Origin of the sequence: Pseudomonas sp. FW300-N2A2 (genome assembly GCF_017351735.1) — a bacterium.
GTDB classification, from domain to species: domain Bacteria; phylum Pseudomonadota; class Gammaproteobacteria; order Pseudomonadales; family Pseudomonadaceae; genus Aquipseudomonas; species Aquipseudomonas migulae.
The window spans coordinates 84746-101609 of sequence record NZ_JACNDU010000006.1; the positions used below are offsets into that span (position 1 = coordinate 84746).

The 16864-nt window shown below is 59.8% G+C and carries 21 protein-coding genes; 11 read left to right on the forward strand and 10 right to left on the reverse strand.

What is annotated here, in order from left to right; genetic code table 11:
- Nucleotides 1-2: 2 nt before the first annotated feature.
- From mlaD to J4E42_RS11195, 3 genes are read right to left on the reverse strand one after another with little or no spacing between them, the layout of a single operon-like run.
- Nucleotides 3-470: an outer membrane lipid asymmetry maintenance protein MlaD gene (mlaD, locus tag J4E42_RS11185; RefSeq protein WP_008026930.1), complete on the reverse strand. Its 468-nt coding sequence runs from the start codon at nt 468-470 to the stop codon at nt 3-5.
- Nucleotides 470-1267 (reverse strand): lipid asymmetry maintenance ABC transporter permease subunit MlaE, encoded by a 798-nt coding sequence (mlaE, locus tag J4E42_RS11190; protein ID WP_008026928.1) that lies wholly within the window; start codon nt 1265-1267, stop codon nt 470-472. The genes mlaD and mlaE overlap by 1 nt, the downstream gene beginning before the upstream one ends.
- On the reverse strand, nt 1267-2076 hold the full coding sequence (locus J4E42_RS11195; RefSeq protein ID WP_008026926.1) for an ATP-binding cassette domain-containing protein: 810 nt from the start codon (nt 2074-2076) through the stop codon (nt 1267-1269). Before J4E42_RS11195 ends, mlaE begins: the two co-directional genes overlap by 1 nt.
- A 276-nt stretch (nt 2077-2352) precedes the next feature.
- Between J4E42_RS11195 and J4E42_RS11200 the strand changes: the two genes are divergently transcribed.
- The 10 genes from J4E42_RS11200 to J4E42_RS11245 all read left to right on the forward strand — a co-directional run bounded on the left by J4E42_RS11200 (nt 2353) and on the right by J4E42_RS11245 (nt 9380).
- A complete protein-coding gene (locus J4E42_RS11200; RefSeq protein WP_008026924.1) occupies nt 2353-3327 on the forward strand; it encodes a KpsF/GutQ family sugar-phosphate isomerase in 975 nt (324 codons plus the stop codon).
- Complete coding sequence (locus tag J4E42_RS11205; RefSeq protein ID WP_008037377.1) at nt 3327-3851, forward strand: HAD family hydrolase; 525 nt, start codon at nt 3327-3329, stop codon at nt 3849-3851. The genes J4E42_RS11200 and J4E42_RS11205 overlap by 1 nt, the downstream gene beginning before the upstream one ends.
- A gap of 7 nt (nt 3852-3858) precedes the next feature.
- Entirely contained in the window at nt 3859-4431 is a 573-nt protein-coding gene (lptC, locus tag J4E42_RS11210; protein ID WP_008026921.1) for an LPS export ABC transporter periplasmic protein LptC, read from the forward strand.
- Nucleotides 4418-4966: a lipopolysaccharide transport periplasmic protein LptA gene (gene lptA, locus J4E42_RS11215; protein ID WP_008026920.1), complete on the forward strand. Its 549-nt coding sequence runs from the start codon at nt 4418-4420 to the stop codon at nt 4964-4966. Before lptC ends, lptA begins: the two co-directional genes overlap by 14 nt.
- Nucleotides 4966-5691 (forward strand): LPS export ABC transporter ATP-binding protein, encoded by a 726-nt coding sequence (lptB, locus tag J4E42_RS11220; protein ID WP_008026918.1) that lies wholly within the window; start codon nt 4966-4968, stop codon nt 5689-5691. The genes lptA and lptB overlap by 1 nt, the downstream gene beginning before the upstream one ends.
- A gap of 184 nt (nt 5692-5875) precedes the next feature.
- Nucleotides 5876-7369, forward strand: a complete 1494-nt coding sequence (locus J4E42_RS11225) for an RNA polymerase factor sigma-54 (protein ID WP_032828652.1) — start codon at nt 5876-5878, stop codon at nt 7367-7369.
- 74 nt (nt 7370-7443) lie between these two features.
- On the forward strand, nt 7444-7752 hold the full coding sequence (gene hpf, locus J4E42_RS11230; RefSeq protein WP_007941242.1) for a ribosome hibernation-promoting factor, HPF/YfiA family: 309 nt from the start codon (nt 7444-7446) through the stop codon (nt 7750-7752).
- A gap of 12 nt (nt 7753-7764) precedes the next feature.
- Nucleotides 7765-8229 (forward strand): PTS IIA-like nitrogen regulatory protein PtsN, encoded by a 465-nt coding sequence (gene ptsN / locus J4E42_RS11235; protein ID WP_008026914.1) that lies wholly within the window; start codon nt 7765-7767, stop codon nt 8227-8229.
- 2 nt (nt 8230-8231) lie between these two features.
- A complete protein-coding gene (rapZ, locus tag J4E42_RS11240; protein WP_008037390.1) occupies nt 8232-9089 on the forward strand; it encodes an RNase adapter RapZ in 858 nt (285 codons plus the stop codon).
- Nucleotides 9090-9104: 15 nt separating this feature from the next.
- Nucleotides 9105-9380: an HPr family phosphocarrier protein gene (locus J4E42_RS11245; RefSeq protein WP_008037392.1), complete on the forward strand. Its 276-nt coding sequence runs from the start codon at nt 9105-9107 to the stop codon at nt 9378-9380.
- A gap of 7 nt (nt 9381-9387) precedes the next feature.
- On the opposite strand, the gene J4E42_RS11250 is transcribed toward J4E42_RS11245, so the two are convergent.
- The 6 genes from J4E42_RS11250 to pmbA all read right to left on the reverse strand — a co-directional run bounded on the left by J4E42_RS11250 (nt 9388) and on the right by pmbA (nt 14733).
- Nucleotides 9388-10281 carry a ZIP family metal transporter gene (locus tag J4E42_RS11250; protein WP_207285273.1) on the reverse strand — a complete coding sequence of 298 codons (894 nt, stop codon included), beginning with the start codon at nt 10279-10281 and terminating at the stop codon, nt 9388-9390.
- 30 nt (nt 10282-10311) lie between these two features.
- Nucleotides 10312-10923 carry a superoxide dismutase gene (locus J4E42_RS11255; protein ID WP_207285274.1) on the reverse strand — a complete coding sequence of 204 codons (612 nt, stop codon included), beginning with the start codon at nt 10921-10923 and terminating at the stop codon, nt 10312-10314.
- Between the two features lies 1 nt (nt 10924).
- Nucleotides 10925-11356, reverse strand: a complete 432-nt coding sequence (locus J4E42_RS11260; RefSeq protein ID WP_008026901.1) for a hypothetical protein — start codon at nt 11354-11356, stop codon at nt 10925-10927.
- Between the two features lie 27 nt (nt 11357-11383).
- Nucleotides 11384-12760, reverse strand: a complete 1377-nt coding sequence (locus tag J4E42_RS11265) for an aspartate ammonia-lyase (protein WP_207285275.1) — start codon at nt 12758-12760, stop codon at nt 11384-11386.
- On the reverse strand, nt 12741-13148 hold the full coding sequence (locus tag J4E42_RS11270) for a hypothetical protein (RefSeq protein WP_008026896.1): 408 nt from the start codon (nt 13146-13148) through the stop codon (nt 12741-12743). Before J4E42_RS11270 ends, J4E42_RS11265 begins: the two co-directional genes overlap by 20 nt.
- 238 nt (nt 13149-13386) lie before the next feature.
- On the reverse strand, nt 13387-14733 hold the full coding sequence (gene pmbA / locus J4E42_RS11275; RefSeq protein WP_207285276.1) for a metalloprotease PmbA: 1347 nt from the start codon (nt 14731-14733) through the stop codon (nt 13387-13389).
- Between the two features lie 108 nt (nt 14734-14841).
- Between pmbA and yjgA the strand changes: the two genes are divergently transcribed.
- Entirely contained in the window at nt 14842-15366 is a 525-nt protein-coding gene (yjgA, locus tag J4E42_RS11280; protein WP_008026892.1) for a ribosome biogenesis factor YjgA, read from the forward strand.
- 48 nt (nt 15367-15414) lie between these two features.
- Here the strand turns inward: yjgA and tldD are convergent, their stop codons facing one another.
- Nucleotides 15415-16857 carry a metalloprotease TldD gene (tldD, locus tag J4E42_RS11285; protein WP_207285277.1) on the reverse strand — a complete coding sequence of 481 codons (1443 nt, stop codon included), beginning with the start codon at nt 16855-16857 and terminating at the stop codon, nt 15415-15417.
- Between the last annotated feature and the right edge of the window lie 7 nt (nt 16858-16864).

A 16864-nucleotide genomic window follows, 5' to 3' on the forward strand; every position in this document is an offset into this window, starting at 1 on the left:
CCTCATTTGGCGTCTTTGCTAACGGTATTGAGCAGGAATTTACCGATCAGGTCCTCGAGCACCAGCGACGACTGGGTGTCATGGATGGTTCCACCATCCTTGAGCAGGGCTTCTTCGCCGCCCACGCTGATACCGATGTACTTCTCGCCCAACAGGCCAGCAGTCAGGATAGATGCAGTGGAGTCATTCGGCAGGTTATCTACGCGCTTTTCCAGCTGCATCGTCACTCGACCGGTGAAACTGTCGCGGTCCAGATCGATCGCCGTGACCTTGCCGATGGTCACACCGGCCATGGTCACTTTAGCTCTGACCGTCAAACCGGCGATATTGTCGAAATACGCATAAAGTTTATAAGTATCGTTGGTTGCGCTCGGGGACAGGCCACTCACCCGCAACGCCAGCAACAGCAAAGCCAGGATGCCAGCCAGCAAGAAAAGGCCGACACCGATTTCCAGGGTGCGGTTTTGCATCAGAAATCTCCAAACATCAAGGCGGTCAGAATAAAGTCCAGGCCGAGTACCGCCAACGAGGCGTACACAACGGTCTTGGTAGTGGCACGACTGATCCCCTCGGATGTGGGCTCACAGTCATAGCCTTGGAATACGGCGATCCAGGTCACGACAAAAGCGAAGACAATGCTTTTGATGATGCCGTTCAGCACATCATCGGCAAAGGTCACGCTGTTTTGCATGTTCGACCAGTAGGAACCTTCATAGACACCCAGCCAGTCGACGGCCACCCACGAACCGCCCCAGATACCCACCACGCTGAAAATCATCGCCAGCACCGGCAGGGAAATGAAGCCGGCCCACAGGCGCGGGGCAATGATGTACTTGAGCGGGTCGACACCAATCATTTCCAGACTGGACAACTGCTCGGTGGACTTCATGTTGCCGATTTCAGCCGTCAGGGCCGAACCGGCGCGCCCGGCGAACAACAACGCCGTGACCACGGGGCCCAGTTCACGCAGCAACGTCAGCGCAACCATCTGCCCGACCGCCTGCTCCGAACCATAGCTGGACAGGATATTGAACCCCTGCAGCGCCAGCACCATGCCGATGAACACCCCGGAGACCACGATGATCACCAGGGACATCACGCCCACCGAATGCAATTGCTTGATCAGCAGCCCGAACCCGCCGCCGATACCGCCACGGCCGAGCAAGGCATGAAACAGGAAGATCGTCGAACGACCGAACACCGCCAGCACATCGATGCCGGAGTGGCCGAACCGGCGCACGCGCTCCAATAGTGAAATCTTGCGCATCAACGCTTCCCCAGAAGATCTGCGCGGTAATCCGTCGCTGGAAAGTGGTACGCCACCGGGCCGTCGGGTTCGCCGGTCATGAATTGGCGAATTCGCGGCTCCTGCGAGTTCATCAGCTCCTCGGGCGTGCCCTGCCCCAACACCTGGCCTTCGCCGACCACATAGATGTAGTCGGCGATGCTCGCTGTCTCGGCCAGATCGTGGGAGACCACGATGCTGGTGATGCCCAGCGCGTCGTTGAGCAGGCGGATCAGGCGCACCAGGACGCCCATGGCGATCGGGTCCTGACCGACGAAGGGTTCGTCATACATGAGAATCTGCGGATCGAGAGCAATTGCCCGGGCCAGCGCCACACGACGCTTCATGCCGCCGGACAGCTCCTCGGGCATCAGGTCGATGGCGCCACGCAGGCCCACGGCCTGTAATTTGAGCAGGACGATGTCCCGGATCATTTCTTCCGGAAGCTCGGTATGAACGCGAAGCGGAAAGGCGACGTTCTCGAACACATCGAGATCGGTAAACAGTGCGCCGCTCTGAAACAGCACGCCCATGTGCTTGCGAGCGTCGAACAAATCGCTGCGCGACAGCTTCGGCAGGTTTTGACCGTTGACCCAGACTTCGCCCTTGGTGGGACGCAGCTGTGCGCCCATCAAACGCAGCAATGTGGTCTTGCCACACCCGGAAGGCCCCATGATGCCGGTGACCTTGCCGCGTGGAATACGGATATCGACGTTATTGAAAATGCTGCGCGAACCGCGCTTGAAGGTCAGTCCCTTCAGCTCGACCGCGTAGGCGTTATCGGCACTCATCTAAACTCCTTGCGATGCAGCCTCTCACTCGGACGCCTGACTTTCTGACGAAAGCACATACCTCCCGGGCAGGCCGAACTGGCGGCGAACTATATCACTGCAAAGGCCAAGCGCCCAAGCGCCAAGCCGGGCCATGTTCAGCAACATGACAGGCAAAAAGCTTTCACTCGGAGGGTTTCGGTAACAGGGAATGACAAAGCGCGACGAACTTGCGTGAGGGTTTCGATCATTACCGCTATAATCGCCGCCTTTTCATCAGGCTATACGATTTCTGACATGAGCCAATCCAGCGACCTGATTCAATCAGCACAACGCACCATCCGCCTCGAACTGGAAGCCGTAGAAGGCTTGCTGCCCCATATCGACGCAGATTTCGTACGCGCTTGCGAGATGATTCTGGCCAGCAAAGGCCGCGTAGTCGTGGTCGGCATGGGCAAATCAGGGCACATCGGCAACAAGATCGCGGCCACCCTGGCCAGCACCGGCACCACGGCGTTTTTCGTGCACCCGGCCGAAGCCAGTCACGGCGACATGGGCATGATCACCCGCGACGACATCATCCTGGCCCTGTCGAACTCCGGTTCCACCAACGAAATCGTGACCCTGCTGCCGCTGATCAAGCGCCTGGGCATCAAACTGATCAGCGTGACCGGCAACCCCGACTCACCGCTGGCCAAGGCCGCCGAGGTCAACCTCAACGTGCACGTCGAGCACGAAGCCTGCCCGCTGAACCTGGCGCCGACATCGTCGACCACCGCGGCGCTGGTCATGGGCGACGCCCTGGCCGTTGCGCTGCTGGAAGCCCGCGGCTTTACTGCTGAAGACTTCGCCTTTTCCCACCCGGGTGGCGCACTGGGCCGACGCCTGCTGTTGAAAGTGGAAAACGTCATGCACGCCGGGCAGGAGCTGCCGCAAGTCCAGCGTGGCACCTTGCTCAAGGACGCGCTGATGGAAATGACCCGCAAGGGTCTGGGCATGACCGTGATCCTGGAAGCCGACGGCAAACTCGCCGGGATCTTCACCGACGGCGATTTGCGCCGCACCCTGGATCGCAGCATCGACATCCACAGCGCGACGATCGACCAGGTCATGACCGCTCACGGCAAGACCGCCCGCGCCGAGATGCTCGCGGCCGAGGCCCTGAAAATCATGGAAGACCATAAAATCAACGCGCTGGTCGTGGTCGATAGCGAAGACCGCCCGGTCGGCGCCTTGAACATGCACGATTTGCTGCGTGCGGGAGTAATGTAATGAGCACGGACCTGCTGCAACGCGGCAAACAGATCAAACTGGCGGTATTCGACGTCGACGGCGTCCTGACTGACGGACGCCTGTACTTCCTTGAAGACGGCAGCGAATTCAAGACATTCAATACTCTCGACGGCCAGGGCATCAAGATGTTGATGGCAGCGGGCGTGCAGACGGCTATCATCAGCGGCCGCAAGACCCCGGTGGTCGAGCGACGGGCGAAGAACCTCGGTATTCCCCACCTTTATCAGGGCCGTGAAGATAAACTGGTGGTGCTTGACGAGCTTCTCGCACAGCTCAATCTAAGCTATGAACAAGTCGCCTACCTCGGCGACGACCTGCCAGACCTGCCGGTGATCCGCCGCGTTGGCCTGGGCATGGCGGTGGCCAATGCCGCCAGCTTCGTGCGTGAACACGCCCACGGCATCACCCAGGCCCGTGGTGGCGAGGGTGCCGCTCGCGAATTCTGCGAATTGATCCTGCGCGCCCAGGGCCGCCTCGATGCGGCCAACGCCGCGTACCTGTGAGCCAACTATGCTGAGCAAGAAATTTCGCAACATCCTGATGTTCGGTTGCATCGCAGCGATATTTGCTGCGGTCGGCTACTGGAACATCAGCCCGGAGCGCTTCCTCGACAAGCCTGTGGCAAAGGTCGATGAAAGCGAAATCGACTACTACGCGATCAACGCGCACAGCGTCCAGTTCCTGCCGGATGGCAAACTGCAATACGAAATGACGTCCGACAAGGTTGAACACCTGAAGGCGACCGAAGTGACGCTGCTGACCAACCCGGACCTGAACCTGTTCCGCGGCACCCAGTTCCCTTGGCACGTCCAGAGCGAACACGGCGAGGTCAACCCGGACGGCACCCAGGTCGAACTGATCGACTCGGTGCGCATCACGCGTTTCGACGAGAAAAACCGCAAGACCCTGATTACTACCACCCGTATGACCGTGTTCCCGCAACAGCAATATGCGCAGACCGAGCAACCCGTTAGAATCGACGGCGCTGGCGGTGTATCGACTGGCAAGGGAATGAAAGCGTATTTGAAAGAAAGCAGGATACACCTGCTATCGAACGTAAGAGGACAGTATGAGGCTCGTTAAAACTCTCCCTATTTTGCTCGGTCTGAGCGCAGCACTGGGAAGCGTGAGCGCCTGGGCTCTGCCGAACGATCAACAGCAGCCGATCCGCATCCAGGCCGACGACGCCCAACTGGACGACAAGAACGGTATTGCCACCTATAAAGGTGACGTGATCATCACCCAAGGTTCGATGATCGTTAAAGGCAATACTGTGACCATGACCCGCACCCCTGCGGGCGACATCGACGTGGTGACTTCGGTGGGCAACCTTGCCTATTTCGAACAACTGCAAACGGCGGGCGACACCAAGCCGGTTCAGGGCTGGGGCGTCACCATCCAGTACCACGCCTCGCAAGACCGCGTCGTGCTGATCGATCGCGCCAAAGTTGTCGATAAGGACGGCAACGTCACCCAAGGCGAGAAAATCGTCTACGACACCAACAAAAAGCTTGCCAGCGCAGGCCGTGCCACGGGCACCAATGTGACCGAGTCGCGTCCGCGTATCGACATGGTTATCCAGCCGAAAAAGAAAACTGACGAGCAAAAGGCCCCGTAATGGCAACTCTGAAAGCTCAGCATTTGGCCAAGAGCTACAAGAGCCGTCAGGTCGTGCGCGACGTCAGCCTGTCCATCGACAGCGGTCAGATCGTCGGCCTGCTTGGCCCTAACGGCGCCGGTAAAACCACCTGTTTCTACATGATTGTCGGCCTGGTTCAGGCGGATCAGGGTCGCGTACTGATCGATGATCTGGACGTCAGCCACCAGCCGATGCACGGTCGTGCGAAGGCCGGTATCGGCTATCTTCCGCAAGAAGCGTCGATCTTCCGCAAACTCTCGGTCGCCGACAACATCATGGCGATCCTTGAGACCCGCAAGGAACTCGACAAGGCCGATCGCCGCAAGGAACTGGAAAGCCTGCTGCAGGAATTCCACATCAGCCACATCCGCGACAGCCTCGGCATGAGCCTGTCCGGTGGCGAGCGCCGCCGCGTGGAAATCGCCCGGGCTCTGGCCACCAACCCGAAATTCATCCTCCTCGACGAACCGTTCGCCGGCGTGGACCCGATTTCGGTGGGCGACATCAAACAGATCATCTACCACCTCAAGGCCAAGGGCATTGGCGTGCTGATCACCGACCACAACGTCCGTGAGACGCTGGATATCTGCGAAACCGCCTACATCGTCAACGATGGCCAACTGATCGCCGAAGGTGATTCGGCCACCATCCTGGCCAACGACCTCGTGAAAGAAGTCTATCTGGGCCATGAGTTCCGCCTGTAAGCACTAAGGTGTCTGGCTGGCTGCCCGAGCGCTTGTCTCGATAAAAAATCAATACTTTTTTATTGTTACAGCGCTCTAGGCAAACGCTACGGTTTCGGGCATATAATTTGCTTATGTTTGGCGCTTCGGCGCCCTGTAGTGGATGGCGCATGTGCGCCGGCGAATAAGGTGTTTAGCCCCTGCCATGAAACCATCGCTAGTCTTGAGAATGGGCCAGCAGCTGACGATGACACCGCAGCTGCAACAGGCCATCCGCCTGCTCCAATTGTCGACCCTGGACCTGCAACAGGAAATCCAGGAGGCCCTGGAGTCCAATCCGATGCTCGAACGCCAGGAAGAAGGCGACGACTTCGATAACGCCGACCCCTTGGCCGACAAAGCCGAACAGCAACCCAACGCCGACGTTTCAGAACCCTCCTATCAGGAAACCGCCCCGACGGTGGACAACCTCGAGGAAGGTGACTGGAACGAGCGCATTCCCAACGAACTGCCCGTCGACACCGCCTGGGAAGACGTCTACCAGACCAGCGCCAGCAGCCTGCCGAGCAACGATGACGACGAGTGGGATTTCACAACCCGTACATCCGCCGGTGAGAGCCTGCAAAGCCACCTGTTGTGGCAACTGAACCTGGCGCCGATGTCCGACACCGATCGCCTGATCGCCGTGACCCTGATCGATTGCATCAACAATCAGGGTTACCTGGACGAAACCCTCGAGGAAATCCTCGAAGCCTTCGATCCGGAACTCGACATCGAACTGGACGAGATCGAAGCCGTCCTGCATCGCATCCAGCAATTCGAACCCGCCGGCATCGGCGCCCGCAACCTGGGTGAATGCCTGCTGCTGCAATTGCGCCAACTCCCTGCCAAGACACCTTGGCTGGCCGAGGCCAAGCGCCTGGTCACCGACTACATCGACCTGCTCGGCAGCCGCGACTACAGCCAGCTGATGCGCCGCATGAAGCTCAAGGAAGATGAACTGCGCCAGGTGATCGAACTGGTTCAGAGCCTCAACCCGCGCCCCGGCTCGCAGATCGAATCCAGCGAAGCCGAGTACGTCGTCCCCGACGTGATCGTGCGCAAGGACAACGAGCGCTGGCTGGTCGAGCTGAACCAGGAATCGGTGCCACGGCTGCGGGTCAACGCCCAATACGCCGGTTTTGTGCGCCGCGCCGACACCAGTGCCGACAACACCTTCATGCGCAATCAGTTGCAAGAGGCCCGCTGGTTCATCAAGAGCCTGCAAAGCCGCAACGAAACCCTGATGAAAGTTGCCACCCAGATCGTCGAGCATCAGCGCGGTTTTCTGGAATACGGCGACGAAGCGATGAAACCGCTGGTGCTGCATGACATCGCCGAAGCAGTGGGCATGCACGAGTCGACGATTTCCCGCGTAACCACACAAAAATTCATGCATACCCCCCGGGGCATATATGAGCTGAAATACTTTTTCTCCAGTCACGTCAGCACCTCCGAAGGCGGTGAATGCTCGTCCACGGCGATCCGCGCGATCATCAAAAAACTGGTTGCCGCGGAAAATCAGAAAAAGCCGTTGAGTGACAGCAAGATCGCTGGTTTACTGGAGGCACAAGGCATTCAGGTGGCTCGCCGCACCGTCGCCAAGTACCGCGAATCCCTCGGGATCGCGCCTTCGAGCGAACGCAAGCGGTTGATGTAGAGCCACGCCACAGCGTTCCAGTGGTAGATCATCTGGTCTACCGCTTTATGCACTGGCAACGAAGGAGAAGCTGTATGCAAGTCAACATCAGTGGACACCAACTGGAAGTGACCGAACCTCTTCGCACCTACATCGGCGAAAAACTCGAACGGTTAGAGAGGCATTTCGACAAGATCACCAACGTGCAGGTCACGATGACGGTCGAAAAGCTGAAGCAGAAAATCGAAGCCACGCTGCATATTCCCGGCAATGAAGTGGTCGCCAACGCGGAACATACCGATATGTACGCGGCGATCGACGCATTGACCGACAAGCTGGATAAACAACTCAAAAAGCATAAGGAAAAGACCCAGAGCCTCCTCCAGGGCGCGACCGGTCGTTAACACTCCCAACCCATGATCCGACTTGAAAGCATCCTGACCCCCGGCCGTTCCCTCGTGAACGTGCCGGGCGGCAGCAAAAAGAAAGCCCTCGAGCAAATTGCCAACCTGATCGCCCGGGAAGTGCCGGATCTGGAGATGCAAGATGTCTTCGAGGCGTTGATTGCCCGTGAAAAACTCGGCTCGACCGGTTTTGGCAACGGCATCGCTATCCCTCACTGCCGGCTGAAAGGTTGCACCTCGCCTATCAGCGCCTTGATGCACCTGGACGCCCCCATCGATTTCGACGCCATCGACGGTGCTCCGGTTGACCTGCTGTTCGTCTTGCTGGTCCCCGAAGCCGCTACCGATGCGCACCTTGAATTGCTCCGCCAGATCGCCAGCATGCTCGATCGCAAGGAAGTCCGCGATCGCCTGCGTAGCGCCCCGAGCAATGAAGCCTTGTATCAGGTTGTCCTGGACGAGCAAAACGGGCACTAATCATGCGCTTGATCATCGTCAGTGGCCGTTCCGGCTCAGGTAAAAGCACCGCGCTCGATGTTCTCGAGGACAACGGCTATTACTGCATCGACAACCTGCCCGCCGGGTTGTTGCCGGAACTGGCCGAACGCGCGCTGGTCCACACCGAACTGCCACAGCCACTGGTTGCCGTCTCTATTGATGCGCGCAACCTGCCGAGCCACCTGAGCCGGTTTCCGGAACTGCTCGAAGAAGTTCGCAGCCGGCATATCCAGTGCGACGTCCTGTACCTGGACGCCGACGAAGAAACCTTGCTGAAGCGTTTTTCGGAAACTCGCCGTCGTCACCCGCTGAGCAGCGCCAACCGCTCGCTGGCCGAGGCGATCAACGATGAAACCAGCCTGCTCGGGCCGATTGCCGACCTCGCCGATCTCAAGGTCATCACCACCAACCTGAACCTGTATCAGCTGCGCGATACCATCAAGTTGCGCCTGCTGAACCAGCCGGAACCCGGTACTGCGTTTTTGGTGGAGTCGTTCGGATTCAAGCGCGGCATGCCGGTGGACGCCGACCTGGTGTTCGACGTGCGCTGCCTGCCGAACCCCTATTGGAAGCCCGAGCTACGCGATCAGTCCGGGCTTGATGAACCGGTTGCCACGTACCTGGCCGCCCAGCCGGACGTCGAAGAGATGTTCCAGGACATTTCCACGTACCTGCTCAAATGGCTGCCGCGCTTTGCCGCCAGCAACCGCGCTTATGTCACCATTGCCATCGGCTGCACCGGCGGGCATCACCGCTCCGTCTATCTGACCGAACGTCTGGGTCAGGCCCTGCAAAAAACCCTGAAGAACGTCCAGGTCCGCCACCGCGACCTCAGCTAAAGGATTCACATCGCGATGCCTGCTCTGGAAATCGAAATCATCAACAAGCTGGGTCTGCATGCCCGTGCTTCCGCCAAATTCGTTGGTGTCGCCGGCGAGTTCAAAGACTGCACGATCAGAGTCGGACGAACGCCGGAATCAACGGTCGACGGCAAAAGCATCATGGCAATGATGATGCTCGCTGCGGGCAAAGGCACCAAAATCTATATCAGCACCGAAGGCGAAGACGAGCAAAGAGCGCTGGATGCGCTGACAGACTTGATCAACCGCTACTTCGACGAAGGCGAATAACGCTCGCCTAGGCGAGCGCTGTATCCATCACCATCATCAAACAAAACCCGATCAGCAGCCCAAGGCTGGCCAGCTTGTCGTGACCATGGCGGCGCGACTCGGGGATGACTTCGTGCGTGACCACCAGCAACATGGCCCCGGCCGCGAGCGCCAGGCCCAACGGCAACAGCAATTCGGCCAGGCTCACCAGCCAGGCGCACAACAGTGCGAAGACCGGCTCGACCAAGCCTGATGCCGCCCCGATCAGGAACGCCTTGACCCGCGACATCCCTGCCCCGGCCAACACCAACGCAATGACCAATCCTTCCGGCACATCCTGCAAGGCGATGCCCATGGCCAGGCTGTCGGCGTCGGGCATGCCGCCACCCGCCGAGACACCGACCGCCATGCCTTCGGGAATGTTGTGGGCAATGATGGCAAACACGAACAACCAGATCCGTGGCGCAATGACCGGCCGCTCCAGCGTGCCGACGAGCATTTCCGGTGAAGCGCCGGAAACCTTTCGATCCACCAGATACAGCCCGAACGCGCCAAGCATGATGCCGAAACTGATCAGACCGCTGGCCGCCCAAGGTGTCAGCCCCAGGCTTTCAGCGGCGGCAATGCCTGGCACGATCAGCGAAAACGCCGTCGCCGCGAGCATCACCCCGGCACCGAAGCCGAGCAGCGTATCGCTGACCGCCTGGGGCATGCGTCGAATCACCAGCACCGGCACCGCGCCCAAGGCCGTGCCCAAGGCGCAAATGGCCCCGCCCTGCAACGCACGCAGCAGTTTCGGCTCAAGATCCAGCCACGCGAGCCCATGCGCAACCAACAGGCTCATGCCCGCCAGTAGTAACAGCGACCCAAACGCGTAACGAAACATTCGTCCACTTCCGATCGCCAGTGTTTCAGTGCCCATAGCCCGCCCAGGATTGTTTTTATAGAAGACTTAAACCAGTGCAGCCTGATAGCGCGCAGCGACTTCGGGCCAATTGATCACGTTGTAAAAAGCGTTGATGTATTCCGGCCGGCGGTTTTGATACTGCAGGTAATAGGCATGCTCCCAGACATCCAGCCCCAGAATCGGCGTATTGCCGTTCATCAAGGGACTGTCCTGGTTGCCGCTGCTTTCAACGACCAGCGTCTTTTGCGGCGTCACACTCAGCCAGGCCCAGCCACTGCCGAAACGGGTCAGCGCGGCTTTGGTGAAGGCCTCCTTGAAACGGTCGAGGCCGCCCAACTGCTCTTCGATGGCCTTGGCCAATTCACCGTCCGGCTGACCGCCGCCGTTGGGCACCATCACTTCCCAGAACAGCGAGTGGTTGGCGTGACCGCCGCCCTGATTGATCACCGCCGCGCGGAGCTTTTCCGGCAGTTGCTGGACTGCTGCCACCAGTTTTTCCACCGGCCACTCGGCGAACTCGGTGCCTTCGACAGCCGCGTTGAGGTTATTGATGTAAGTCTGGTGATGCTTGGTGTAGTGGATTTCCATGGTCTGCGCATCGATGTGCGGTTCCAGGGCATCGTAGGCGTACGGCAAGGCAGGCAAGCTAAAAGCCATTTCAGTGGACTCCATGATGTAGAGGCGCAGGGGGCGACGCGGCATCGACGTGCAGCAAACGATGAGTGCGCGGGTATTCGCCATGCTCGCTGATGAAATTCAGCAGTTCGACGTAGGTTTTGCTGCTCTGACGCAGTGCGGCTTCACGCAATGCCGGCGCCAGTCGCGGGTCCTGCATGGTCTTCAACAAGCGCTGGTGGATGGCGCACAGGTATTCGGCGCTCTCCTCCGGCTGGTTCAGACGCAAATGCAGGTCCGCCAGGTTGTGATGGGAAATGACGCAGGCCGCCACCGCTTCGTCGGCATCCGCCCAGCGCTCGAACAACACCTGGGCCAGGGCCAATGCCTGCAAGTAAGCCTCGCGGGCATCGACGTATTCGCCCAGCATGAAACAACGGTTTGCCCTTTCGATCGTGCGTTTCCAGTGCTCCATGGTGAGCCTCCAAAGCGGTTGCGGTGATTACACGCCGCCTGCGGTGAGCTTTTCCGGATTGAGCAACTCTTCCAGTTGGCTGCGCGACAGTTCGGTGTGCTCCAGAGCGACATCGATCACCGGCCGGCCTTGCTGATAAGCCTTCTTGGCGATCTCCGCAGCTTTTTGGTAACCAATGATCGGGTTCAGTGCCGTGACCAGAATCGGGTTGCGCGACAGCGCTTCCTTGAGCCTGGCTTCGTTGACCTTGAAACTGGCGATAGCCTTTTCACCCAAGAGGTGGCTGGAGTTGGCCAGCAATTCGATGCTGCTCAGCAGGTTCTGGGCGATGATCGGCAGCATCACGTTCAGCTCGAAATTGCCCGACTGACCGGCGATGGTGATCACCGTGTCATTGCCGATCACCTGAGCGGCGACCATCGCGGTGGCTTCCGGGATCACCGGGTTGACCTTGCCGGGCATGATCGACGAGCCTGGCTGCAAGGCTTCGAGTTCGATTTCACCGAGGCCGGCCAGCGGGCCGGAGTTCATCCAGCGCAGGTCGTTGGCGATTTTCATCAGCGAGACAGCGGTGGTTTTCAGCTGCCCGGAGACCGCAACGGCGGTGTCCTGAGAGCCGATCAGTGCAAACAGATCGGTGCCCGGCGTGAATTGCACCTGAGTCAACTTGCTCAACTGCTGGCTGAAAAGCCCGGCAAATTCAGGGTGCGCATTGATACCGGTGCCCACCGCCGTGCCACCCTGAGCCAGGGATTGCAGGCTCGGCAGCAGATCCTGCAGATGGCCGATGTTGGCTTTGAGCTGTTGCGCCCAACCGTTGAGCACCTGGCTCATGCGCACCGGCATCGCATCCATCAAGTGAGTGCGACCGGTTTTGACGTGGTGGTGAACCTCTTCAGCCTTTTGCTCGATCACCTGCACCAAGCGCACCAATGCCGGCAGCAATTGCTCATGCAATGCCAGCGCAGCGCTGACGTGGATGGTGGTCGGGATGATGTCGTTGCTGCTCTGCCCGCAATTGACGTGATCGTTGGGGTTCACCGGCTCGCCAAGCAGTCGGCTCGCCAGCGTGGCAATCACTTCGTTGGCGTTCATGTTGGAACTGGTGCCGGAACCGGTCTGGAAGATATCCACCGGGAAGTGCTGCATGAAATCGTCCTTGAGCAAACCCAACGCCGCTTCGACGATGGCATTGCCCTGGGATTCGCTGATCTGCTTGAGTTCGACGTTGGCGCGGGCGGCGGCGGCCTTGGCCAGGATCAGCGCGCGAATGAACTGCACGGGCATCGGCTTGCCGCTGATCGGGAAGTTGTTCACCGCACGCTGGGTCTGTGCGCCGTAGAGGGCGTCCATCGGGACTTGGAGCTCGCCCATGCTGTCGCGCTCAATACGTGTCTTGGTCATCAGAAAATCCTTGCACCAGTTCTATGAGAGGAATCGAAGGCTGCAACTCGCAGGTCGCCAGTTGCCAGGTGTAGCTTTGCCAGCGCTTGAGGCGGCATTTGCACAGAGAGAGGCGTTCGAGTTCGCGCAACGGGCGCCATGCCTGGTCCAGGCAATAGGTTCGCCAGTGCCAGGGCAGCGCGACGTCTGCGGCGGTGTCGAGCAATAAACGGAAAGAGGTTTCAGCGATGGTCCAGGGTGAAGTCGCCGTGCAACACGCCAGATACCTGCCTTCGGCCAGGTAGTGGTCGATCAGGCGCGGCTCGTCAGGGTCCATCCCGCAACGGATCTGGCGACTCATCCAGCGCCAGCTTTCGAGGTAAGGCTGCTCGTGCAAGGCAGAACTCATGATCCGGGGCTCATTCGGTAATGAGATTTATTATTAGATGATAATGAGAACCAACACAAGCCCGAGCATGGTCCCTTGTAGGAGCCGGCTTGCTGGCGATTGCGATCTGGCATTCAACATCGATGTCGACTGATTGACCGCAATCGCCAGCAAGCCGGCTCCTACAGGTGTGTTATGCGGGCACAAAAAAAGGCGCGCCACCCGATGGGTGGCGCGCCTTTTGTGTAACGGTCGCGGGTTAGCTGCCGGCGACTGTCATCCGCTCGATCAGCACCGAACCCGTGCGAATGTTGCTGCGCAATTCCAGGTCGTTACCCACCGCAATGATCTGTTTGAACATGTCACGCATGTTGCCGGCGATGGTCACTTCCTGGACGGCGAACTGGATTTCGCCATTCTCGACCCAGTAACCCGCCGCGCCACGGGAGTAATCGCCCGTGACCATGTTCAGGCCCTGGCCCATCAGCTCGGTGACCAGCAAGCCACGGCCCATGCGGCGCAGCAACGCCGCCTGATCTTCATCGCCATGGGTGACGAACAGGTTGTGCACGCCGCCGGCGTTGGCCGTGCTCGGCATGCCGAGTTTGCGACCGGAATAGGTGCCGAGGATGTAGGACACCAACTCGCCTTTTTCGACGAACGGTTTGGCGTAGGTCGCCAGGCCATCGCCGTCAAACGCCGAGCTGCCCATTGCACGCATCAAATGCGGACGCTCATCGATGGTCAGCCATTCCGGGAACAGCTTCTGACCCAAGGTCCCTTCAAGGAACGACGATTTGCGATACAGACTGCCGCCGGAAATCGCCGAAAGGAAACTGCCGAACAAGCCACCGGCCAGCTCAGCGGAAAACAATACCGGTACTTCACAGGTCGGCACCGGACGCGCGCCCAGTCGGCTCGCCGCCCGCTGCGCGGCACGCTGGCCGATGCTCGCCGGGTCGGCCAGCAAGTTGCCCTGGCGATTGACGTCGTACCAGTAATCACGCTGCATCTGGCCGTCGGCTTCGGCGATCATGACGCAGCTCAAGCTATGACGAGTCGATGCATAGCCGCCGATAAAACCGTGGCTGTTGCCGTAAACGCGGCAGCCCTGATGCGTGCTGAGGGTGGTGCCGTCGGCGTTCTTGATCCGGCTGTCGGTGGCAAATGCCGCAGCTTCACAGCTCAGGGCCATCTCGATGGCTTGTTCCGGTGTGATGTCCCACTGATGGAACAGGTCGAAATCCTGCAGATCCTTGGCCATCAGCGCGGCATCCGCCAGGCCGGCGGCTTCGTCTTCGGAGGTGTGTTTAGCGATGGCCAGCGCCGCAGCGACGGTTTCACGAATCGCTTCAGGACCACTGGCCGACGTGCTGGCCGAGCCCTTGCGCTGCCCGACGTACAAGGTGATGCCAAAGCCCTGATCGCGGTTGAATTCGACGGTTTCGACCTCGCGCTGACGCACCGATGTGGACAGGCCCTGCTCCAGGGACACCGCCACTTCACAGGCACTGGCGCCCTGACGCTTGGCTTCAGCGATGATCTGCTCGACTTGTTCTTGCAGTGCCGGCAACGCTTGTGGGCCGACGCTTTCAACTGCACTCATGCTGTTCTCCACTCAAATTCTGCTTTCGGTAAAGGCCTTCGAGCGACCGGGCCGGACAAGCGGCCCCCGACTGGTTATCATGGCGGCGTTTCTTTGCGGACGGCCACCATGGTTGATTCTTACGACGACTCCCTCGATACGGGAGAAAAAAGCAAATCCCAGGTTAAACGCGAGCTGCATGCTCTGGTTGACCTCGGCGAACGCCTTACAACGCTCAAGCCTGACTTGCTGGCAAAACTCCCGTTGACCGACGCTCTGCGCCGGGCTCTGGGCGATGCGCCCAAGCACACCGCGAATATCGCGCGTAAACGGCACCTTATGTTCATCGGCAAACTGATGCGCGATCAGGACACTGACGCCATTCTGACTTTGCTCGATCAACTCGATGCCTCCACCCGGCAGTACAACGAACGTTTCCATGGCCTGGAACGCTGGCGCGATCGCTTGATCGCGGGCGACGATGCAGTCCTGGAGAAGTTCGTGCTCGACTACCCGGAGGCTGATCGCCAGCAGTTGCGCTCCCTGATCCGTCAGGCCCAGCACGAACTGGCGACCAACAAGCCACCGGCATCGAGCCGTAAAATCTTCAAGTACATCCGTGAGCTGGACGAGACTCAACGCGGTCTGCGTTGAATCTCTTCTCGGGTGAGTCGCCACGCGGCTCACCCGAAGCTCCATCCCTTACGATCCTGTACCACCCACAGTGATCGCATCGATTTTCAGCGTTGGCTGGCCGACACCCACCGGCACCGACTGCCCATCCTTGCCGCACGTGCCCACGCCGCTGTCCAGCGCCAGGTCATTACCGACCATCGACACCTTGCTCATCGCTTCAGGCCCGTTGCCGATCAACGTTGCGCCTTTGACCGGCGCTGTAATCTTGCCGTCTTCGATCAGGTACGCCTCGCTGGTGGAGAACACGAACTTGCCGCTGGTGATGTCCACCTGGCCGCCGCCAAGGTTGGCGCAGTAGATGCCGCGCTTCACCGAGGCGATGATTTCCGCCGGATCGCTTTCGCCCGCCAGCATGTAGGTATTGGTCATGCGCGGCATTGGCAGGTGCGCGTAGGATTCACGGCGACCGTTACCGGTGCGGGCGACGCCCATCAGGCGCGCGTTGAGCTTGTCCTGCATGTAGCCTTTGAGTACGCCGTTTTCGATCAGCGTGGTGCACTCGGTCGGGGTGCCTTCGTCGTCGACGCTCAACGAACCGCGACGACCGGCCAGCGTGCCGTCATCGACGATGGTGCAGAGCTTGGACGCAACCATCTCGCCCATACGACCACTGTAAGCGGAGCTGCCCTTGCGGTTGAAATCGCCTTCCAGACCGTGACCGACCGCTTCGTGCAGCAACACGCCGGACCAGCCCGAACCCAACACCACCGGCAACGTACCGGCCGGCGCCGGAATGGCTTCGAGGTTGACCAGCGCCTGACGCAACGCTTCACGGGCGTAGCCCATGGCGCGGTCGTCGCTGAGGAAATAACGGTAATCGGTACGTCCGCCGCCGCCATGGCCACCGCGCTCGCGGCGACCGTTCTGCTCGACGATGACGCTGACATTGAAGCGCACCAGCGGCCGCACATCCGCCGCTAGGCTGCCGTCGGTCGAAGCGACAAGAATGCGCTCCCAGACGCCGGCCATGCTCACGGTCACTTGCTGGATACGCGGGTCGAGAGCGCGAGTGGCGACGTCGATGCGTTTGAGCAGTTCGACTTTCTCGGCGCGGGTCAGCACTTCCAGCGGGTTGTCCGGCCCGTACAACTGGGCGACGTCCTGAGTGGTGAAGGCCTGCACCGTGCCATTCTGCCCGGCGCGGGAGATCGAGCGCGCAGCACGGGCCGCAGCGCCAAGGGCTTCGAGGGTAATGGCATTGCTGTAGGCAAAACCGGTTTTCTCACCCGATTGCGCGCGCACGCCAACGCCCTGGTCAAGGTTGAAACTGCCTTCCTTGACGATGCCGTCTTCCAGGGCCCAGGACTCGGAAATCTGCCCTTGGAAATACAGGTCGGCGGCATCGATGCCCGGGCCGGCCAGATCGCCGAGCACACCTTGCAGGCTTTCGATGGTAACGCCGCCGGGCGCCAGGAGGTGTTCACTGACTGAGGACAACAACTCGCTCATATGCTTT

Bases quoted from the DNA above. Each gene is read 5' to 3' on its own strand.
- rapZ (WP_008037390.1), top strand. From the start codon at position 8,232: ATGCGCTTGATCATCGTCAGTGGCCGTTCCGGCTCAGGTAAAAGCACC.
- J4E42_RS11245 (WP_008037392.1), top strand. From the start codon at position 9,105: ATGCCTGCTCTGGAAATCGAAATCATCAACAAGCTGGGTCTGCATGCC.
- J4E42_RS11260 (WP_008026901.1), bottom strand. From the start codon at position 11,356: ATGGAGCACTGGAAACGCACGATCGAAAGGGCAAACCGTTGTTTCATG.
- J4E42_RS11195 (WP_008026926.1), bottom strand. From the start codon at position 2,076: ATGAGTGCCGATAACGCCTACGCGGTCGAGCTGAAGGGACTGACCTTC.
- mlaD (WP_008026930.1), bottom strand. From the start codon at position 470: ATGCAAAACCGCACCCTGGAAATCGGTGTCGGCCTTTTCTTGCTGGCT.
- J4E42_RS11200 (WP_008026924.1), top strand. From the start codon at position 2,353: ATGAGCCAATCCAGCGACCTGATTCAATCAGCACAACGCACCATCCGC.
- tldD (WP_207285277.1), bottom strand. From the start codon at position 16,857: ATGAGCGAGTTGTTGTCCTCAGTCAGTGAACACCTCCTGGCGCCCGGC.
- yjgA (WP_008026892.1), top strand. From the start codon at position 14,842: ATGGTTGATTCTTACGACGACTCCCTCGATACGGGAGAAAAAAGCAAA.
- lptA (WP_008026920.1), top strand. From the start codon at position 4,418: ATGAGGCTCGTTAAAACTCTCCCTATTTTGCTCGGTCTGAGCGCAGCA.
- ptsN (WP_008026914.1), top strand. From the start codon at position 7,765: ATGATCCGACTTGAAAGCATCCTGACCCCCGGCCGTTCCCTCGTGAAC.
- J4E42_RS11250 (WP_207285273.1), bottom strand. From the start codon at position 10,281: ATGGGCACTGAAACACTGGCGATCGGAAGTGGACGAATGTTTCGTTAC.
- lptC (WP_008026921.1), top strand. From the start codon at position 3,859: ATGCTGAGCAAGAAATTTCGCAACATCCTGATGTTCGGTTGCATCGCA.
- J4E42_RS11270 (WP_008026896.1), bottom strand. From the start codon at position 13,148: ATGAGTTCTGCCTTGCACGAGCAGCCTTACCTCGAAAGCTGGCGCTGG.
- lptB (WP_008026918.1), top strand. From the start codon at position 4,966: ATGGCAACTCTGAAAGCTCAGCATTTGGCCAAGAGCTACAAGAGCCGT.
- mlaE (WP_008026928.1), bottom strand. From the start codon at position 1,267: ATGCGCAAGATTTCACTATTGGAGCGCGTGCGCCGGTTCGGCCACTCC.
- J4E42_RS11265 (WP_207285275.1), bottom strand. From the start codon at position 12,760: ATGACCAAGACACGTATTGAGCGCGACAGCATGGGCGAGCTCCAAGTC.
- J4E42_RS11205 (WP_008037377.1), top strand. From the start codon at position 3,327: ATGAGCACGGACCTGCTGCAACGCGGCAAACAGATCAAACTGGCGGTA.
- hpf (WP_007941242.1), top strand. From the start codon at position 7,444: ATGCAAGTCAACATCAGTGGACACCAACTGGAAGTGACCGAACCTCTT.
- J4E42_RS11255 (WP_207285274.1), bottom strand. From the start codon at position 10,923: ATGGCTTTTAGCTTGCCTGCCTTGCCGTACGCCTACGATGCCCTGGAA.
- J4E42_RS11225 (WP_032828652.1), top strand. From the start codon at position 5,876: ATGAAACCATCGCTAGTCTTGAGAATGGGCCAGCAGCTGACGATGACA.
- pmbA (WP_207285276.1), bottom strand. From the start codon at position 14,733: ATGAGTGCAGTTGAAAGCGTCGGCCCACAAGCGTTGCCGGCACTGCAA.